Source organism: bacterium (genome assembly GCA_008933615.1).
Taxonomy (GTDB): Bacteria; CLD3; CLD3; order SB21; family SB21; genus SB21.
The window spans coordinates 59,466-78,679 of the sequence record WBUR01000009.1; the positions used below are offsets into that span (position 1 = coordinate 59,466).

The 19,214-nt window shown below is 43.2% G+C and carries 17 protein-coding genes; 1 reads left to right on the forward strand and 16 read right to left on the reverse strand.

The window, feature by feature from the left end; all coding sequences use genetic code 11:
- Positions 1-5: 5 nt before the first annotated feature.
- The 7 genes from F9K33_04940 to F9K33_04970 all read right to left on the reverse strand — a co-directional run bounded on the left by F9K33_04940 (position 6) and on the right by F9K33_04970 (position 7,221).
- Positions 6-1,244, reverse strand: coding sequence for an FtsX-like permease family protein (locus tag F9K33_04940; GenBank protein KAB2880526.1), 1,239 nt, complete (start codon positions 1,242-1,244; stop codon positions 6-8).
- Between the two features lie 35 nt (positions 1,245-1,279).
- Positions 1,280-1,996 (reverse strand): ABC transporter ATP-binding protein, encoded by a 717-nt coding sequence (locus tag F9K33_04945; GenBank protein KAB2880527.1) that lies wholly within the window; start codon positions 1,994-1,996, stop codon positions 1,280-1,282.
- A gap of 40 nt (positions 1,997-2,036) precedes the next feature.
- Positions 2,037-3,332 (reverse strand): efflux RND transporter periplasmic adaptor subunit, encoded by a 1,296-nt coding sequence (locus F9K33_04950; protein KAB2880528.1) that lies wholly within the window; start codon positions 3,330-3,332, stop codon positions 2,037-2,039.
- A gap of 39 nt (positions 3,333-3,371) precedes the next feature.
- Complete coding sequence (locus F9K33_04955) at positions 3,372-4,679, reverse strand: TolC family protein (GenBank protein ID KAB2880529.1); 1,308 nt, start codon at positions 4,677-4,679, stop codon at positions 3,372-3,374.
- A gap of 238 nt (positions 4,680-4,917) precedes the next feature.
- Positions 4,918-5,652 (reverse strand): YIP1 family protein, encoded by a 735-nt coding sequence (locus F9K33_04960; GenBank protein ID KAB2880530.1) that lies wholly within the window; start codon positions 5,650-5,652, stop codon positions 4,918-4,920.
- A 73-nt stretch (positions 5,653-5,725) separates the two neighbouring features.
- On the reverse strand, positions 5,726-6,736 hold the full coding sequence (locus F9K33_04965; GenBank protein ID KAB2880557.1) for a zinc-binding dehydrogenase: 1,011 nt from the start codon (positions 6,734-6,736) through the stop codon (positions 5,726-5,728).
- A gap of 65 nt (positions 6,737-6,801) precedes the next feature.
- Positions 6,802-7,221 (reverse strand): BrxA/BrxB family bacilliredoxin, encoded by a 420-nt coding sequence (locus F9K33_04970; protein ID KAB2880558.1) that lies wholly within the window; start codon positions 7,219-7,221, stop codon positions 6,802-6,804.
- A 282-nt stretch (positions 7,222-7,503) separates the two neighbouring features.
- Here F9K33_04970 and F9K33_04975 point away from each other — a divergent pair, with 282 nt between their 5' ends.
- Positions 7,504-7,848: a hypothetical protein gene (locus F9K33_04975; GenBank protein ID KAB2880531.1), complete on the forward strand. Its 345-nt coding sequence runs from the start codon at positions 7,504-7,506 to the stop codon at positions 7,846-7,848.
- A gap of 69 nt (positions 7,849-7,917) precedes the next feature.
- Here the strand turns inward: F9K33_04975 and F9K33_04980 are convergent, their stop codons facing one another.
- Genes F9K33_04980 through F9K33_05020 form a run of 9 tightly spaced genes read right to left on the reverse strand, consistent with a single transcriptional unit; the run spans position 7,918 to position 19,209 of the window.
- The gene (locus F9K33_04980; GenBank protein KAB2880532.1) at positions 7,918-9,495 is read right to left on the reverse strand and encodes a S41 family peptidase; all 1,578 of its coding nucleotides are present in this window, start codon (positions 9,493-9,495) and stop codon (positions 7,918-7,920) included.
- A 22-nt stretch (positions 9,496-9,517) separates the two neighbouring features.
- Positions 9,518-11,098, reverse strand: coding sequence for a S41 family peptidase (locus F9K33_04985; protein KAB2880533.1), 1,581 nt, complete (start codon positions 11,096-11,098; stop codon positions 9,518-9,520).
- Positions 11,099-11,118: 20 nt separating this feature from the next.
- Positions 11,119-13,308 (reverse strand): DUF1926 domain-containing protein, encoded by a 2,190-nt coding sequence (locus tag F9K33_04990; GenBank protein ID KAB2880534.1) that lies wholly within the window; start codon positions 13,306-13,308, stop codon positions 11,119-11,121.
- Positions 13,309-13,326: 18 nt separating this feature from the next.
- Complete coding sequence (gene ftsY / locus F9K33_04995; protein KAB2880535.1) at positions 13,327-14,247, reverse strand: signal recognition particle-docking protein FtsY; 921 nt, start codon at positions 14,245-14,247, stop codon at positions 13,327-13,329.
- Positions 14,248-14,260: 13 nt separating this feature from the next.
- Positions 14,261-14,746, reverse strand: coding sequence for a hypothetical protein (locus F9K33_05000; protein ID KAB2880536.1), 486 nt, complete (start codon positions 14,744-14,746; stop codon positions 14,261-14,263).
- Positions 14,664-17,093 (reverse strand): BamA/TamA family outer membrane protein, encoded by a 2,430-nt coding sequence (locus F9K33_05005; GenBank protein KAB2880537.1) that lies wholly within the window; start codon positions 17,091-17,093, stop codon positions 14,664-14,666. The genes F9K33_05000 and F9K33_05005 overlap by 83 nt, the downstream gene beginning before the upstream one ends.
- A 16-nt stretch (positions 17,094-17,109) precedes the next feature.
- Positions 17,110-17,448 carry an ethanolamine utilization protein EutN gene (locus tag F9K33_05010; GenBank protein KAB2880538.1) on the reverse strand — a complete coding sequence of 113 codons (339 nt, stop codon included), beginning with the start codon at positions 17,446-17,448 and terminating at the stop codon, positions 17,110-17,112.
- A gap of 24 nt (positions 17,449-17,472) precedes the next feature.
- Positions 17,473-18,978, reverse strand: a complete 1,506-nt coding sequence (locus tag F9K33_05015) for a DUF92 domain-containing protein (protein KAB2880539.1) — start codon at positions 18,976-18,978, stop codon at positions 17,473-17,475.
- Entirely contained in the window at positions 18,979-19,209 is a 231-nt protein-coding gene (locus F9K33_05020; GenBank protein KAB2880540.1) for a 4Fe-4S dicluster domain-containing protein, read from the reverse strand. It abuts the gene before it with no gap.
- Positions 19,210-19,214 lie beyond the last annotated feature (5 nt).

Below are 19,214 nucleotides of genomic sequence, written 5' to 3' on the forward strand. Positions count from 1 at the left end.
GATTATTATTCATAACGCAATGCATCTATAGGATCTAACCGCGACGCTTTTAAGGCCGGTAAAAAACCGGACAGTATGCCGACAACAATTGCGATCAGAACGGCAACAAGAACCACGCCAATCGACAACTGCGCGGTAAAGAAAATATTGATTACGTAACTTATAATATAAGATAGAATCAATGCTATAACGCAGCCGATCAGACAGATCATGGCTGCTTCAAAAAGAAATTGGACCAGAATGGTCTTTCGTTTTGCGCCGATCGCCTTTCGGATTCCGATCTCGCGAGTTCTTTCCGTCACGGATACAAACATAATATTCATAACGCCGATGCCGCCGACAAACAGGGAAATGCTCGTAATAAGGACCCCCACCAAGCCGACAACGCCCATAATTTGATCGTATACTTTTGTAAAAGTATCCTGGCGGTTTATTGAAAAATTCTCACCCGCAGTCGGCTTCAGTTTTCTTATTTTTCGCATAGCGCCCGTGATCTCATCCGATGTATCGTCCATCAAACTCATATCCTTGACCTTCACAGCAAGCTGCAATCCCCTGGAACGCCCGAACGATTTTAGAAAAGTTGAAATCGGAATGGCTACTTGCGCATCTAAATTAGGCCCTCCTAAGCCACCGAGAAATCGGCCTTGCTTCTCTATGACGCCAACTATTTTGAAATTGTAGGCCCCTATTTTTAATTTTTTTCCGATAGGATCTTTGTTTTCAAACAATTTTTCCTTGACATCAAAACCGATCACACAGATGTACTTAGAATTCTCTACATCGAGATTCGTCACAAATCTTCCCGCTTCCGGTACGGCAGAAGATGTGAATAACTCGTTTTCCGTCGTTCCGCGAACGAAAATATCTTCCAGCGTCTTGGATTCATATTTGACGGGTCGAACAGTGCCCACGCTGGGATTAACCGCTACGATTTTATCTCCCAATGCTTTTTTAAGTTTTTTGCTTTCGTCAAACGTAATTTGCGGCCGGTTACGATACTTCCACCAGTCGTCCATGATGAGCCACGGATGTTTAGATACATATAGAACATCCGTTCCCATCGCCGACAATTGCGACTGAAATGAATTTCTCATGCCCACCATCACCGTCATCGTTGTAGATACGGCCGTAATTCCTATGACAATACCGAGAGTGGTAAGAAATCCTCGTGCTTTATTGGCGCGAATCGCGTTGAGCGCGATTCTGAACGCTTCTATTGTTTCGTAAAACAGTCGTTTCATATATAATCTTTTTGAACGTGATGGATTATCTGTCTTTAAGCGTCAACAAGAACTTTTTTAAATACTTTTCTACCGTTCATCATCTCATCGACTTCGATGCAACCGTCTTTTAAGCGAACGACGCGGCGTGCGTGCGACGCAATATCTTCTTCGTGGGTTACCAGGATAATCGTGTTCCCGGCTTTGTAGAGATCCTCAAATACGCCCATGATCTCTTCTCCGGTTTTTGAATCCAAGTTTCCGGTAGGTTCATCTGCCAAAATGATCGACGGGTTGTTCACCAATGCTCTCGCAATGGCAACACGCTGACGCTGGCCTCCGGAAAGTTCATTCGGTTTGTGTTTCATGCGTTCAGTCAGGCCGACTTTTTCAATCGCATCAAGTGTGGCGCTTCTGCGTTCCGATGCACCAACGCCCGCATAGATCATCGGTAATTCCACGTTATGAAACACATCTGAGCGAGGAATCAGATTAAAATTCTGAAACACAAAACCAATCCGTTTATTTCGGATCTCAGCTAATTGATCATCCGTCAATTTTGCAACATCCTGACCTTCAAAAAGATATTCGCCGCTGGTGGGCGTATCCAAACACCCTATCATATTCATCATCGTCGATTTACCGGAACCCGAAGGGCCCATGAGCGCGATGTATTCGTTTTTTTTGATCGTCATAGAAACCCCGCGTAGCGCATGAACCTGCTCCGTGCCGATCGTATACACTTTTGTCATATTTCTGAAATCTATTACCATTTTACGATCCTCATTTGGTCAGTGACTTTTTTGTTAAATATTAATTCCCGTCACGTTCTTCATCTTGTCCGCCTTTGGCCATCTTCTTCTCGTTATCAACTTTTACTTTGGATCCGTTCTCGAGCAATTTACTTATGGCGCGGTAATTTCCTATAACCACCTCATCACCCTCTTTAAGGCCTTCAAGGATTTCGATATGCGATTCGCTTTGAATTCCGGTCTTTACCGCTTTGGCTACTGAGGTTCCGTTTTCAATGACGAAAACAACTTCAACGACGCCGTCTTTATTTGGCTTGAATTCACTCGCCGTATCGTTGGCAATAGCTACGTCCTTTTCAACACCTTCTTTGTGTTTTAATTTTTCAGGTAACCGTACGGTAACGCATTGGATCGGAACGCTCAGCACGTTGGTTTTCACATCCGTTGTAACGTCGGACGTCGTGGACATTCCCGGTCTTAATGTCGGTATATTGTCCGATAAAGCGATCTTCACTTCAAATTCAGTTTTTTCTTCCTGTGTGCCCGCTGAAATGACATTGGCCGTATTGGCAATTTCCGTTACACGGCCGTGCAGTTTTTGATCGTTAAGCGCATCGACTTCGATGACAGCCGAATCATTTAAACTGACGGATACCACATCGTTTTCATCCACATTGACACGCGCTTCCATTTCTGCTAAATTGGCAACAACCATGATCACATCCTGAGAAAATTGTGACCCTAATGCAATTTCACCAACTTCTTTATTTAATTTACTCACCGTACCGGCAATAGGAGAAAAAATCTCTGTTTTACTCAGGTTATCCAAGTTTCGATCCAGATCGGCCTGCGCAGCTTGAACCTGGCTTTGGGCAGATTCTACAGCCGACCGGCTCGTTGAAAGTCCCGCCTCGGCCGATTGCAGTTCAGAATCGGCAGCAAGTTTCTTGTCATGTAAGCCCTTGATTCGATCATAATCCTGTTTAGCTTTAAGCAAACTTGCCTCCGCAGAAATCACCTGCGATTTGGCGCGCATGAGTTCCGCTTTGGACTGATTTACTGAGGCTTCATATACTGTTCGATCAAGAGAAACCAATAATTGCCCGCGTTGAACACGGTCCCCTTCTTTGACGGTCATTTTCGTGATTTTTGCGCTGACATTGGAACTGATCTTAATATCCGTCACGGGCTGAATTTTCCCGGACGCGCTGACCGTTTTGATCACGTCGCCGCGTTTTACTTTTTCCGTCTGAACCTCGATCAAGTTTTCTTTTTTATTCGCCAGATTAAATACGACGACGGCCGTGATCACAATTGCCAATCCGGCGCCGATGAGTATTTTTTTCTTCTTGGACATAGGGTTTCTCCTTAATAAAAGTAAAATTTAGTTGTAAGCTTAGTTACTCAACATTCCTACTGCCAGCAAATACTGCTGACGAGCGTAAATAAAATCGTAGATCGACTGCGTATAATTTGCTTCTGCTGTCGAATATCCCGTATTTGCCGTGATCTGATCCAAAACGGTTCCTGCGCCAAGATTATAACGTTCTGTAGCCAGGCGAAGATCTTCCTTAGCCGACTTTACGTTTTCTTCCGATAACTTCACATTTTCAAACGACGTTTGCATATTTAACAACGCAATTTTAATATCGAGCGCAACTTTACGTTTTGTGGTTTCTAAATTGCTTTTGGCAGTCTGAACGCTTTCATTGGCCCTTATGACACCAGCATTGGTTTGAAATCCTGAGAAAATAGGAATTTGTAGATTAATTCCAATACTGCTGCGGTCGTTCATCGTATAGGATTTATATGTTTTTGGTACAAAACCATCATTCCATTGATAGGTTGCAAACGCGCTTACAACCGGGAAATAACCACTTTTAGAGGCTTTTAGAGAACCCTGGGCGCTTTCAACTTTTTTTGTGGATGCTAAATAATCTTTTCGTTGTTCGAGTGCATTCTCATATGCGTCGTCAAACTCAACCTTCAACAATTCCGCATTTGGATCAAACGGAAGTTCGACTAAGGTGATTTCAGTGCGCACGTCGATGCCAATCAAACTATTCAAACTGGCTTTTGACGTATTTAAATTGTTCTTGGCCTTGTTGACTGATAACTTATCAGACCCAACCTGAACTCGTTGTTTGTACACATCGGATAATATCTGAGCGCCAAGTTTATTACGTTCTTCAAGTCTCTTAAGTTGTTCTTCGCTCCTCTTAAGATTCTCTTCACTGATCTTCAAAAGCTGCTGATTTTTCAAAACATTTACATAGGATTGGTATATCTGAAGAGTTACCTCTTGTTTTGCTTGTTCAAAATCGTATCGTGCAGACTTTTCGTCCGTTTTTGCTTGCGATATATCTACAAATTTCTTAAAACCGTCGAACAAGACGTAATTAGCCGTTACATTATATGAATAACTCTCAGAGCTATTTTTGACTCCTGAGGTTGTAAAAAAAGGACTAGACTGGTCTGACAAGGAATATCTGCCATTCAGGTCCACCGTAGGCAATGCGTTGCCCCACGTTTTTGGTAAAACGTTTGCAACAGTAGCGTTGTAAGAGTTTTGCGCCGTGATGACCTGAATATTATTTTGCATGGCAATTTTAACCGCTTCATCAATATCAATTGCCCTTTTTTCCTGAGCGCTTATCGTGGTTGACGCCGACAAAATCATCGCCAATAATGTCCATTTTTTCATAGTAATCTCCTCATAAGTTCAATATGATTTTTTAAACTAATTCTATATTCGTAATTCAAGAAACTTTGTTTCATTTTTTTTACTAATCTACAAAATATATTTTAAATTGCCAACCGCCCCCCGGTGTATTCAACAAATATTAGACAGATAAAGGTAACAAAAGTTTCAAAAAAAAACTCCATGAAGACAACTTCATGGAGTTTAATTCAAATGTCAGGATGACCAAAGTTACTCGATTTTATCCTCCCATACTTGTGCCTAGCGCTGTAAAACCGACACTGAGTAAAACCCATATTAGCCATAATCCGATAACCAAAGCAGCCGTTTTGCCTCTGGAAAACTTATATAACATCGACAGACCTATGATGAGTATGGCCAATTGCCAAAAAGTAAACAAATCAAACTTGCTCAAAAAAATATATAGCGGCGTTCGCGTCTGATCCGTAGCAATCAGCATTCCTAAACCGGTATCAACCCGCATCGTCTGGTTGGCCATCATTAAAGGCACTTTGATGATGCCTGCCAATATGTCTACCAACCCGCTGTAGCCAAAGATCGATAGGGCCTGGAGATAAGATCCTTCGCCTTTCATTATATTTTTCCCTCCAATATGAAGAGCCAGGCCCCCCAATAAATAGAACGCCAGAACGACAATGAATCCTACGCCGATCCCAACGGCCCAGAATTTTTTCATCATGGAAATTGCCTGATCTGCGCTTTCCTGCTTTTGACTATCAGGAATTTGAGTGTTCTTCATGATGGATTCTTTTGTTGCAACGGCCTGTTCTGCTTGTATTACCTCTTTTAACAAGATGCTCGTCGCAATGAACATTAAGAAAAACAAAATTAAGGGGGTCACCCAATCGGGTTTTACAATTAGCGCTTCGAACGTTTTAGATGGCGTTACGAACAAATTAATAATTCTACTGAATACGTTCATCTCAGCGACAGGCTCTGTTTGATTTGATTCCATCTTCGTACTCCTCAATAAGTTTTTTATTACTCACATGTTTGCATCACAGGGTTCTTTTGATTGACAAGTTAATTTAGGGTTTCAGTATGATTTTTCCAAATTGAATTCCATCTTTCATGCGTTGGAATGCGTGTGCAAAGTCCTTCAACGAGAAAACTTTATCAATAACCGGTTTGATCTCATGCGACCGGAAGAATGCGATCATATTTTTAAAATCCTCACTTGTTCCCATAGTAGAACCTTGAAGTGTAATTTGTTTCCAGAACATTTTTCTTAAATCGAGCGACTCAGGGTTTCCTGCCGTCGCACCGAAATTGACAATCCGGCCACCCGGCTTTATGAGCGCCAATAAATCTCCAAAGCCTTTACCGCCCGCACTGTCAATTATAAGATCAATCCCGCCGTAAGTCTCTGCCGCCGCCGTTAGTTTTTTGAAGGAGTCTTCATCGTTATAATTGCTTCCAAATGCTATTCCTGCTTTTATCGCACGTTGAATTTTTTCTTCATGACCCGATGTGGCCATTACTTTTACTCCGTAAGCTAAAGCCATCTGCATGGCCAGTGTGGCGACTCCTCCTCCAATTCCTGTTATGAGAACAACCTCATTTTTTTGCAGCTTTCCCTGTACAAACAGTGCGCGATATGCGGTCAAGCCTCCCAATGGCAGCACAGCAGCTTCTTCGTCGGTTAAATATTCTGGCTTTTCAAAAATATTGCTTACCGGAACGATCACATATTCCGCCAGAGTCCCGTTATCCGGCATACCCAAAATTCTAAAATCTTTCCCCTGTGCACGCGCATTATCGCCCCAACTTAAGCTCGGATGAATAACGACCCGTTGGCCAATAAGAACTTCGTCCTTTGGATCGCCAACACTTACAACTTCCCCGGCGCCGTCCGAACCTAAGATGACCGGAACTTTTATTTTGGCGTAAAGCCCCTGTACGATCCACCAATCCCTGTGATTGAGAGCTGCGGCTTTGAGGCAAACCACGGCTTCGCCTGATTTAACAAGCGGAAACTCAACATCTTCGTACGACAATTTCTCGAGGTTGCCAATATCTCGCAGAACTACCGCTTTCATTGTCTTCATAAACCTTACCGATCTATATTATTTTTCATACTTATCGGGTTTTTGTCATCACCATTTTATGTGGTCACGGTTTCCTTCGAACAATAAGCTTCGTAAGCCGCTGTTAGCTTTCCTGCAACATCTGAAGCGGTATGACCTTCAATCTCGAACCTTTGCAGCGCCCACAAGAGTTTACCGTCTTTAAATAACAGAACAGAAGGTGATGAAGGAGGAATTTCCGGTATCATGCTACGAACTTTGGCAACGGCTTCTATATCCTGCCCGGCGAATACAGTCGTCAGATGATCCGGTATAACTAAATTATTTAATGATAATGCAACTCCCGGGCGAGCCATTCCCGCGGCACATCCGCAAACTGAATTAACAACAACTAAGGTCGTCCCTTTTTTGTTCTTGATGTCTTCCTCGACCTCTGCAGTATTTTTCAGTTCCTTAAACCCGATTCGCGTCAATTCCTGTCGCATCGGTGATACCATTCTTTCGTCGTATGGCATTGTTTGTCTCCTTTATGTTTAAAATGATTGTAAAGCCAAAGAGTAATAGTTTAAAAATTCAAACTTAGAATAAGTCGTTGTCTCAAATTGTTGCAACTAAAATATAATGAGACACAACGACCGGGAATATCAAGTGAATTGAGAACCACAAGCCTATATTTTACAATATATAATAATATCGTAAAAGTTGGCAGACAATTTGTATTTAAATAAAATATCTTCAAAAAAAATTTTTATCCATCCATTAACAAAGGAGGAGTTCAAATGCAATCAAAGGAAAGAATCGCCGATTCGAGGAAAACTAAAAGTGCCCCGCTTTTTATGGATTTGGAAAGCCGCATTTTACGTTTTGGTTTGGACTGCGAGCCGACTTCCGCCAATGTGGTTGCAAAACGACTGCACATGAAAGAAAATCCGAAAAATATCGGCATGATAAAGGCCATAATGGAAAAACTGATCCGTGAGAAGAAAGTTTACAAGCTTGGCAGCCGTTATGCGATCGACCGTGGCGGCGGCATGAACCTAATGAAATCGTTCTGCATCAAACTGTCAAATGAGAATTATAAGATCAACAATTACGTATTTGAAAATATCAGTTCTCATATATAAGCCGGGAAATGGGTTTCATCACAGGCGTTCCGGTACCCGCCGGAACGCCTTTTATTTACAGTTTCTTTTTTATTTCTTACCTGCAAATTTTACCGCCTCCGGGAAATATTGTATGGCTTCCTGTATTGTCGGATCTGCCTTAAGACGCACCTGCGCCGATTCATTTAAACTCCAGATATAACGCGCCACTTCCGCCTTTACCACATTTTTCATATCCCCTCTGTCTTTCTCAATAGCCTTCTCATCGGCAAGAACATCTTTCTGATTGCCTAACCGAATTAATGACTGAAAATCGGATTCGGAAATTTCATACGATTTCAAAAAATTAGGATAATTTTCTTTGTATTGCACACGTAAAGCCGGGCCATTGGTTTCTAAAAACTTATTGACGTATTCCCGGAAAACACCTTTGCTCCATAGCTTCGCATAATATACGCTAAACGTATCATTACCAACATGGTAGTCGGGAACGATTCCTCCGCCGCCGAAGACCTTACGTCCCATCGTGGTGAAATAAATCTTTGAAGAGTCCGTTTGCAGAGTATCATTTAAATGCGCTTCCTTATAATAATCCTCCTGTGATTTACCGTTATACGAACGCTGGATCAGCCTGCCGCTCGGCGTATAGTATCGCGCCGTCGTGATGCGTACAGCAGATCCGTCATTCAAATCGTATTGCGACTGTACCAGCCCTTTACCGAAGGTTCTTTCACCTACAACGATTGCCCGATCCAGATCCTGCAAAGCGCCGGAAACAATTTCTGAGGCCGAAGCGGAATAACGATTGACTAAAATGATCATCGGAAATTTACGGTAGGAACTTTTTGACGTCGAGATGTATTCTCTCGACGAATTGGAAATACGCCCTTTAGTGTATACGATCATTTTTCCGCCCGGCAAAAATTTATCTACGATCATTTCCGCTTGCTCTAAATATCCTCCGCCGTTATTTCTCAGATCCAACACCAACTGCTTCATGCCTCTGATTTCGAGTTCCTGTATGGCGAGTTCGATCTCATCGGATGATGTTTCGGCAAATTTATTCAACCGAATATATCCGGTTTGTTCATCCCACATGAATTTAGCATCCACAGTGAAGATCGGTATTTTATCGCGAACAATGTCAAACTCCAACAATTCATTTACTCCGGCGCGTTCTATGCTTACATGAACCGTAGTCCCTTTCGGTCCTTTGAGCCTTTTGAATACATCCTCGTTCGTTATACCTTTGGCCGTGGTGCGATCGATCATGACGATCTTATCCCCGGCAAGAATTCCGGCGCGATCTGAGGGCGTTCCGGGTATGGGCGACACAACGGTCAGTATTCCATTTACGATTTCAAATGAAATTCCTATGCCTTCAAAATTACCCTGAAATTCCTCTTTGACTTGTCTCATTTCTTTCGGCGGGATGTATACCGAATGTGGATCGAGACTTTTCAGCGCCCCTATGATAGCGTCATCCACCAGTTTGTTACCGTCGACCTCTTCAACGTAGGTCTTCTCGATCATGTCGAGAACGCCCCTGAGTTTACCGGAATTTTCGTTGGAAAGCTTCGCAGACTGAGTAAAGCCGGTAACTACAGCGATGATCACCACGATCAGCAGCGCCGGCAATATTATTTTTTTTCTCATACGACCTCCCATATATCATTCTACTTTTGAGTAGTTATTTCGTTTTGACTCGCGTCTCGGTAAATTTCTTAGCCTGTGGAAAATACGTTACAGCTTGTTTCAGCGCTGGATCGTTCTGAAAACGTATCTGAGAAGCCTCAAAACTGCTCCATATATAACGAGCAATCTCGGCTTTCACCAAATTCTTCATCAGGTCTTTATCCGTATCGACTGATTTTTGCTCAATCTGAATACCCTTTTGAAGCCCTAGATTCACCATTTCCTGAATGTCCAATTCAGTCAGGTCAAAAGATTTTCCGAATTGCATGAAATTTGATTTATATTGATCGCGTAATGCCGGGCCGTTTTTTTCAAGATAATTATTTGTAAAATCCCTGAAAACGCCTTTTCCCCAGAGCTTGATATAATAAGCTGTCACAGTGTCATTGTCCGTAATGAAATAATCCGGAACAATACCGCCGCCGCCGAAAACTTTGCGCCCCATCGACGTACTGAACACTTTTGACGTGTCCGTATGCAGCGTATCGTTTAGCCGGGCTTCTCCATAATAATCTTCCAGCGATTTATTATCATAGGGTCGCTGTATAAGGCGACCGCTGGGCGTATAATAACGCGCTATCGTGATACGCACAGCCGAGCCGTCATTCAGATCAAATTGATTTTGCACCAACCCTTTCCCAAAACTCCGTTCACCTACGACGACACCCCTGTCTAGATCCTGTATCGCGCCCGCAACAATTTCCGATGCAGAAGCAGAGCCGCGGTTGATCAGCACAACGACCGGGTAACTTCGATACGATTTTTTGTCGCTTGAATAAAATTCCTGCGTAGAACCCGGAATTCGCCCTTTCATATACACGATCATCTTACCGCCGGGCAGAAATTTATCCACGATCATTTTTGCTTCTTCCAAAATACCGCCGCCGTTGTTTCGCATGTCCAGCACAAGTTGCTTCATCCCTTTACTTTCCAATTCCTTCAAGGCCTGCTCGATCTCATCCGACGTAGTTTCGGCAAACCGCACAAAACGTATATATCCCGTGTTTTCATCCAGCATAAATTTTGCGTCAACGCTGTAAACCGGAATCTTATCGCGAATAATGTCAAATTCGAGCAATCCTTCTATGCCCGTTCTCTGAATGCTGATGTGTACCAAAGTTCCTTTCGGCCCGCGTAATTTTGAAACCGCTTCATCCGTCGTTATACCCTTGGTCGTAACGGAATTAATCATCATAACTTTGTCGCCGCCCTGAATGCCGATCCTTTCGGACGGACTGCCGGGAATCGGCGTCACAATCGTTAACTGGCCATTGATTACATCAATCTGACTTCCGATACCTTCAAAGTTTCCTTTGAACTCTTCTTTAACTTGCTTCAATTCTTTCGGAGGAATGTACACGGAATGCGGATCTAGGCTTTTTAGCGCACCGATAATGGCGTCATCAACCAACTTTTCACCGTCAACTTCTTCAACGTAGGTCTTTGATATAAGATCTAAAACCGTATTCAGCTTGACGATATTTTTGTAGGCATTCTGCGCAGTATTGGAAAATCCGGTAATGGCGAGAACGACAACAAAAAGCGCGATCATGGGAATCCAGATTTTTTTCTTCATACAAATTCTCCGATTTATATTTAATGTTCTATTTTTCTTGATAGACTAAGTATTATGTTTACGCACCACACCTCGTCAGGTTTCAACGAAATCTTCCAGTGCGGGAATAAACAGGACTGTTGATATACTCGCTCAAAACCCTCTTCGGACAGAGAAATAGTTTCTACGGGATGCCGCCAAAACGTTGCGGGTTGTTCCAGTTTTAAATTAACATCCACGCCCAGCCAATGATCCACCATACCGAGTTCGGATACGTTCGCGTTGACACCTTTGCTTGCTAATTGTCTGTCGGCCAACGTCTGTCCTGTTACATAATAATAACGATCATCTGCCTTACCGGCTAGCAAAGTCAAATTCAATTCCGGTCCGAATAACGATTTTATAATTTTATCGCCGATATTTCGGAGTTCATATAATATTTGAATTTGTGTGGTGCCCGGAATAAGTGAAAAAGTTTTATGAAGCAGTAGTTTGGTCTGATCAACCTGTCCCTCGCGACTAAAAACATATTGTATTTTCTTTTCATCAGAATTGTTTTTCCCGCTAAAAGGATTTTCTATAAAGTCGCCCGATTCGATAAAATGGCCTTTGTAGAAATATTCAAATCCGGTATCCAGCGGTATGAAATGATCAAGGAAACTCTGTCGGGTAAACGAATCATATAACAAAAACTCATGTAAATTTTTTTCTTTAGCAAGGACAAGATCGTGGATGCTGGCTACATCATTACTGTTCTTTTTAACTTCTGATGCGGCACTATCGGCATTGAATTCAGTTAATTTTTTATGGTAGCCTTCTTCGCGGCGCGTCATCGTATCGCCGAGATTAATCGGCACGTCCTTGTAAGACAATTCAAATAACCCCGCGCCATTCTCAAGGTTAAAATACAAATCAAGCTGCTTGGTTTCTATCAGAATTTCTTCCCGCCCGTCTGCATCGTAATCGATTTTTTCAATTTGGTACCATTTTTCATTATCGCCGTTCTCTACCGTGTCCAGCAATTGTTCGCATAATAACATTTCGCGGTACATGGCATAACGGATATTATTGAGATAAATTCCACCGAAAACTCCGTGCCAGTATGGACAGTTGCATTGCGACGCCCATAGATGGTCTTGCGCTTTTTCCAGCAGACGGGCTTTTTCTTCAGCCGCACTTTGGTCTTCGGGCGTTACGACGGCTTTCAGCATCTGAATTCGGTTACTCAGCCTGAGCATTTTTTTGTGCATTCGATTAGCTTCGGGATATTTTACAGAAAAATTTCTCCAAAATCCGCCCCGCACAAAAATACCGTATTCATCAAATAAGTTTTTTTCTTTTAATGTATTTTCAAACTGTTCGTAGGACAGATAACTTTTTACGGGCAATGCCCAGTGCTGCATTTCACTGTAAGATGAAGACGGAATATAGACACGTCCGGAAGGTTTCACCAAACTCTGAGACTCAGAAAAATGCAGAATCCTAATCCAATCTTTGTTTTTCTCCAGAAGTTTAAAAAACTTCTCAAGCCATCCGTTTTCATATACATGCCGGTACGTCTGAGGCCAGATACCGAATTTTTCTCCATCGTCGGCGAAAACGGCAATCCGATCACCTTCTTCGGTCGCCATGTCTCTTAAATAATCTATCGTTATTTCGGGATCATGAAACGGAATCGTGTACCGCAGTGTTCTGCTGATGGGAAACACATTCACCTTAAGGCCCTCTTCCTCGGTGACAAAATAGCCGGTGAGATCCTCTTCTTCTAATCCGGTATATTTGAAATGCGTATCATCCAGAACGACGTACCGCATCCCCGCCTGATGAATAGGTTTAGGCAAATGCGGTTCCCAAATTCTCTCTGCCATCCACATACCCTGGGGTTTGACGCCGAACTTTTCCTCGCAATATGATGAGAGTTTTTTGATCTGTCCCAGTTTATCATGATCCGGTATAACAGACAAGATTGGTTCATAAAATCCTCCTCCGATAATTTCGATCTGTCCACTCTCTGCCATCACACGTAGCCGCGTAATAAATTCAGGATAGGTACGATCAATCCAGTCCAATAATATACCGGTAAAATGCATGTTAATTTTGATCGATGGAAATTTATCCAGCATATCCAAAAACGGTTTGTACGCCTTCTGATAAGCTTCGTCAAAGACAAAATCAAAATTTCCAACCGGCTGATGATTATGCAGCCCGATAATGAAATTTATTTTTTTCAAATCCTACTCTCGCGTGGTTTATTCAACAATGGCTTTAACAAAATCACGTGAATTAAATTCTTCCAGATCGTCAATTCCCTCTCCGATACCAATAAATAGAACGGGAATTTTTAGCTCTTGCTGGATTGCCAGTACAACGCCGCCCTTTGCTGTGCCGTCCAGTTTGGTAAGAATGAGCCCGGATATCTGCGCTGCCTGCGAAAATTGTTTTGCCTGCTGAATGGCATTCTGACCGGTAGTCCCGTCCAAAACGAGTAACGTTTCGTGCGGCGCATCAGGTATCTGTTTTTCGATAACACGGCGAATTTTTTTCAGTTCCTCCATCAAATTGATCTTGGTATGAAGCCGCCCCGCTGTATCCACTAATACTACGTCATATCCACGGGTTTTGGCCGATGTAAGTGCGTCAAATACGACCGATGCAGGATCTGCGCCTTCCGCCTGACGAACGATCTCCACAGCCGAACGGCGAGCCCAAACTTCAAGCTGCCCTCCGGCAGCTGCCCTGAAAGTATCTCCGGCCACCAGCAAAACCTTGCTTCCGGCCTTTGCAAAACGATTGGCAAGCTTGCCGATGGTCGTCGTCTTGCCTGTTCCATTCACCCCAACAATCAATATGACAAACGGCTTATGCTGATGTATCTTCGACTCCATCGGAATATGGTTCTGCATGACAATCATTTTCTCTATCTCATCCTCAAGCAGGGTATAGATGATCTGCGTATCGTTTAGTTTTTCCTTTTTTATTCGCTGCCGGAGTTTCTCTAGAATTTTGTGCGAGGTCATGACGCCTATATCGGCCGTAATTAATATCTCTTCAATCTGCCCAAGCAAAGATTCATCAATTACAGTTTGGCCCTGCAATACAGCCGAAAGTCTCCCAAAAAGATTGTCCCGCGTTTTTGCCAATCGTCGTTTCAGTGTTTCAATAATCGACATGTTCCGGCCTGATTTAAAATTTGCGAAAAAAATAGTAGATATGAATTGCAACGACTCCAATCGAATCGGCGAAGAAGTCTAATGCGGACGCATACCTGCCTCGAACAAAGCTCTGATGAAATTCATCGGATGCTGCATATATCAAACAAAAAAATAAACTCCATCCGATAATCCATATTATGTTTTTCTTTCTTGCATAACCGTAATGAGTAAAAGCACGTAATGAACAAAAAGCCAGAACCGCATAAACGCCCGTATGAACAAATTTATCCAATGACCAAACATCCAGAAGTGGCAAGGACGAGCCCTCAATCGACGAAGAAATAAAAATAACAATCATCCAAACAATTAAAGGATAAAAAGACTTTGTTTTAAGCGATTCTGAAGACATGTCTGAATTCACAATTCTATTTCCATTAGAAGGGCTGACCCAACGTAATCTGGAAAGCGATCGGAGAAATGAGCTTAGCGCCCTTGGAGCTAATCGTCCGCACATCATCTGTAACGACGTCGCGCACTTTAAGCTTATTGATATTAACTAATTTATATCCAACGTCTATACGTACCGGCCCTATCAAGGTTCTAATGCGCGTTCCGATACCCGCGGCGCCGACAGGTTGAATTGGCAGTTTCTTGTCGAAGTTCTTAAAATCATATTCCGTCCATACGTTGCCGTAATCAAAAAACGCGGCTATATCCATACCGCTTATCACGTCATTCGGATTTCGTGAGATATATAAATTGTATCGAAACTCGATACTGGCCTCCATAATACTGTTGCCGCCCAAGTAGGTAAGTCTGCTCGATACTTTTCCCGAACTATCGGTAGTGAGCCTTTCTTCAATAACGCCCAATTCTTTGATGCCCCAGCCGCGGATACTGTTAGGGCCGCCGCCGTAAAATTGCTCGCTGACAGGAATGATTGTCTTATCCCCGCCAACGTAATAGGGAATATCCGAACCTACACGTGCACGCAGCGCCAACGATATTTTTTTTGATAATCCAAAATATTTTCTATTGTCTAAACTCAATTTCACATATTTAAGATCCGACGGTAAGATGAAACCTGCAAAATCACTGTTAGCATAGATGAGAAAACCCGTATTAGGATAGAAAAAGTCGTTGCTGCTGTTAAGTGTGAAGCCCAACCTTGAGTTCGTAGTAAAAAAGTTTTTATTCGTTTTGTCGCTGGCTTCCGTTCTGAGAAGCAGTTTCCGCGTAAAGGACAACGGCGTAAAGTTCATGCTTAACTGCCTGTTAAATTGACGAACAAACGTAGGCGAAACTTCGTAGCTGAGTTCATCGAATGCCTTTGTGTTGTTACGTTCGGCTGAAACTGAGAGCAGGAGATCGTTTTCAGCGTCGCGAATAAAAGGAAGTATAAATGACGGCTGACGAAACGTTATTTTTCCCTGCATATAATTTGCGAACAATATGTCGTTTACAAATCCTTTGCTCACCTGGCTTGAAACTTCGAGTTTTCTCGCTCCGCCGAAAAAATTTCTGCTTTGCCATGATACCTGCAAACCGAGAAACGGGAGATTACTCAATCCGCGGCGTTCGCTGGCCGGCAAATCTCTGAAATCGGTGGTAATACCAAAGCCGGGTTTAATGATCTTCTCTTTTCTCTCGCTCACCGACATCGTTATATTTAACGTATCAACCGGGATGCCAAGTTCATCCAAATGCATATCTTTCCCGATTAAACGATTGTCTGCATGTTGTTTTATCGAATCCAGTATGGCGGCAAGTTCCGATTTGGAAGCTATCAGCGAAGAATCAATCTGGCCGCGTTTTCTGGACAATATAGGTTTTACAGATCGAAATACACTGAGGCCGTTAATCTGGCCAACGCTCAGACCTAATTTATCCGGGTCAAACGGCTTACCTTCCTTATAACGTACCTTCAGCAGGATCACTTCGTCGTTCACTATTTTTTTTGTCGTATCCGCATTGTTATTCTGCTTTTTATAGTAATTACCGGCTATATCGGTTTTACCGAACACCGTATATCGTCCGGGAAATACTGTGTAAACTAAATTTACTTTGCGTTCCTCGGTAGATATTGTATCGATAGATTCCGATACTTCCGCTGAATAATAACCGTATTGGCCGTATATCTTTTGAATGGTCGCTTTATCAAGGTCGATATTTTCTCTGACAAAAATATTGCCTTTTTGAACGATAAGTTGCGATATGATTTTTTCCGGATCGAGATTACGCTTGGGATCAATCAGTGGAAGCGATGAAGTCACCTTAATTCTAGGATCGTCAGCAAGTACTGTCGGCTTGCCTTCGCGGATATAGATCTTAACAGAAATTTTTCTGCGGTCTTTCGACAACGTTGCTTTGTATTTCACTATCCGGGCGTCAAAATACCCTTGTTCCTCGTATAACGAGCGGATCAACCGGAGGTCTTCCGTTAATATCTCATTGACAAAGAAATAACGATTAGTGCCTATACCGGGATCCCAGAACGTCAGCGTTACAATACGTGTCAGGTTATTGACAAACCACGAGCCGGCTTTACCAAAAAATCCAAGGTCGCGATCTTCTTCTTCTCCAACTTTTAAGGATAGGTTTAATGTGGCTTCATCAAAAACATTTAGACCGGTTGATTCACCCTTATCGTCCAGTCCGGTGAACTCATATTCTTTACCGGATACAAAAACACTATCCTCAAAAACCGGCAAGGAATCAATCAAAGCTCCGGAAGAATCTACGTACACGGAACGAAATCGTGTCCGGGTTTCTTCGAATTGACCTAAGACATTTGAATTGAAATTTAAAAAGAGCATCACCGCAAAAAATAACCCGGAAGCCCAATGTCGAATGGAAAAACGCATGGATGGGAATAGATTACTATGATTTCTTTTCAGGAGGATAGTTGTGTTGTAGTTTTTCAACAGACAAACCGCTTAATAGTTTTTCATCAACTTCAATCTCATCAACAATTCCGATTACAGCCGCTTCAATGGATAGTTCGTTCGGTTCATCGGTGATCGCGCGCCTCGCCGCATGCCCGTATGAACAAATAACTAATTCACCGATACCGGCGCCCAGCGTGTCGGCAACCACTACCACGTTGGTATTAGGCGCTTTGTCAATATTGACCGGATGAACCATAAGAAACCGGAGCGATTTGACATTGTCCACTTTCTTAGTTGCCCAAACTGTTCCGACGACTCGTCCTATAAACATATATCGTTTCCAGAAAATTAAGGATTAGTAGATCAAATACAAGGCCAAGCCGCCGCTCAAACCGCAGATCAAATTGACCCGGTCGTTATGAAAAAATTCCCATCCGCGGATTAAAGTTGAACGTGTGCCACAATGTACCTTGCGTTCGGTCACTTTTTTGCACCGCTCGCAGAGATACTGTGATTGAAAAGTTGCTCCAAGAATGCTGTCCACCGTGCTTCCAATTAATCCTGCTAAGATAATCCAAAAAAAGCTAAACTCCAATGAACTTTTCAGAAATAAGTCTCCGTTGACCCCATACCCGCTAACGGCGATGCTTAATGCCCCGAGAGCCCCGCCCAATGTACCGGCAAGCGTTACACCGCCGGAAGTTCCCGCCGCCACTTTTCTAAAATTCAGAATGTTGCGGGGCGCGGCTGTGAACCAAACTCCGATTTCCGTAGCCCAAGTGTCGCTCGTAACCGCAGCTAATACTCCCAGAAAAACAAAATACCAATCCTGATTCGGATAATAGAACGATAGAATAATAATAATACCTGCAACGCCGCCATTGGCAATAACCTGACCGACGTCGCGGGTACTGCTCTTTTCAAACACGAGATCGTATTGCTGCTTGCGGTTTTTGCCAAGCCTTGAGAGAATGCTGGAGGTTAAAAAAAACACCAGGATCGGGGCAGCCCATGTCCAGCCGCCCAGCCCAAACACGATCGTTCCTAAAATGAAAGCCGCCGTAGCCCCTCCGGCATTTAGAAAACGCGCATAGTATGATAGTAACGAAACGGCGAGTGATAAGAACGTTGCAAATAAAAATTGTAAAACAAAACCTTCAGATGAATTTGTCATGACCTGAACTACCAATGCAACGCTGAGCGGAATGGTCATATTATCCGAACCTCTGGCTGAAACCGCTTCCGAAGCGGTTGCCATCATAGAGGCTGTCAATGCCGTTATCAGAGCAAGCTGCCATGACCATGGAAGAAAATTCCACCGGTCGAGACAATAAAACGAAATAAGAATTACGCAAAAAGATACTAGTAACATGCCGGCAGAGCCTTCGATACTTTTGGCATCACCGGTCAAATTGTAGATGTGCGGTCTCTTCCAATGTCCGCCGATCAAAGCGGCGGATGCATCGCCGATCGCCAAGACCAACATGGCGGTCATGAGCGCGGGCTTATTATGATCCCAGCATAGAAAAGTGAGCAATGAAAAAGCCAATGGATACCATGCCGTACCGTAGGTAGTTCGGCTCGTACCGTGTATACCCTTTAGCCAATGAAAACGAACAGCGAAGTAATTAAAGGCAGTAAAAAAAATACCCAGCGCGACCGCGGGCGTTTTGGATGTCAAAAATAAAGGCGATATGAATACAAGCAGGCCGGTTCCGATGTGGATAATCTTTCGTGTGACCTCGCCGGACCAATGAAAACGGCGGCGAACCCATTCGACGATTACTAACAAAAAACCAAGCAATAAGAAGGCAGAAAGGCCGTAAAACCAATCCTGATTCGAGGTGGGCTCGTGCATCATTTACGTTACGGAATGAATCGATGGTTTTCTGCGCTCGGATGCGCGCGGTTTGAGCGGAACGCCGTCATTGGTCAGCACTTCGAACGGGCATATCTCCACGCAAAAATCACATTCGGTGCAATTAGAGTGAATCACGCTGAGGCGAACTTCGGTAAGTTCCATCGCATCAAACGGACACACTCCCACACAGGCTCCGCAAAGATCACATTTATCATAGTTAATCTGAATCATACCAA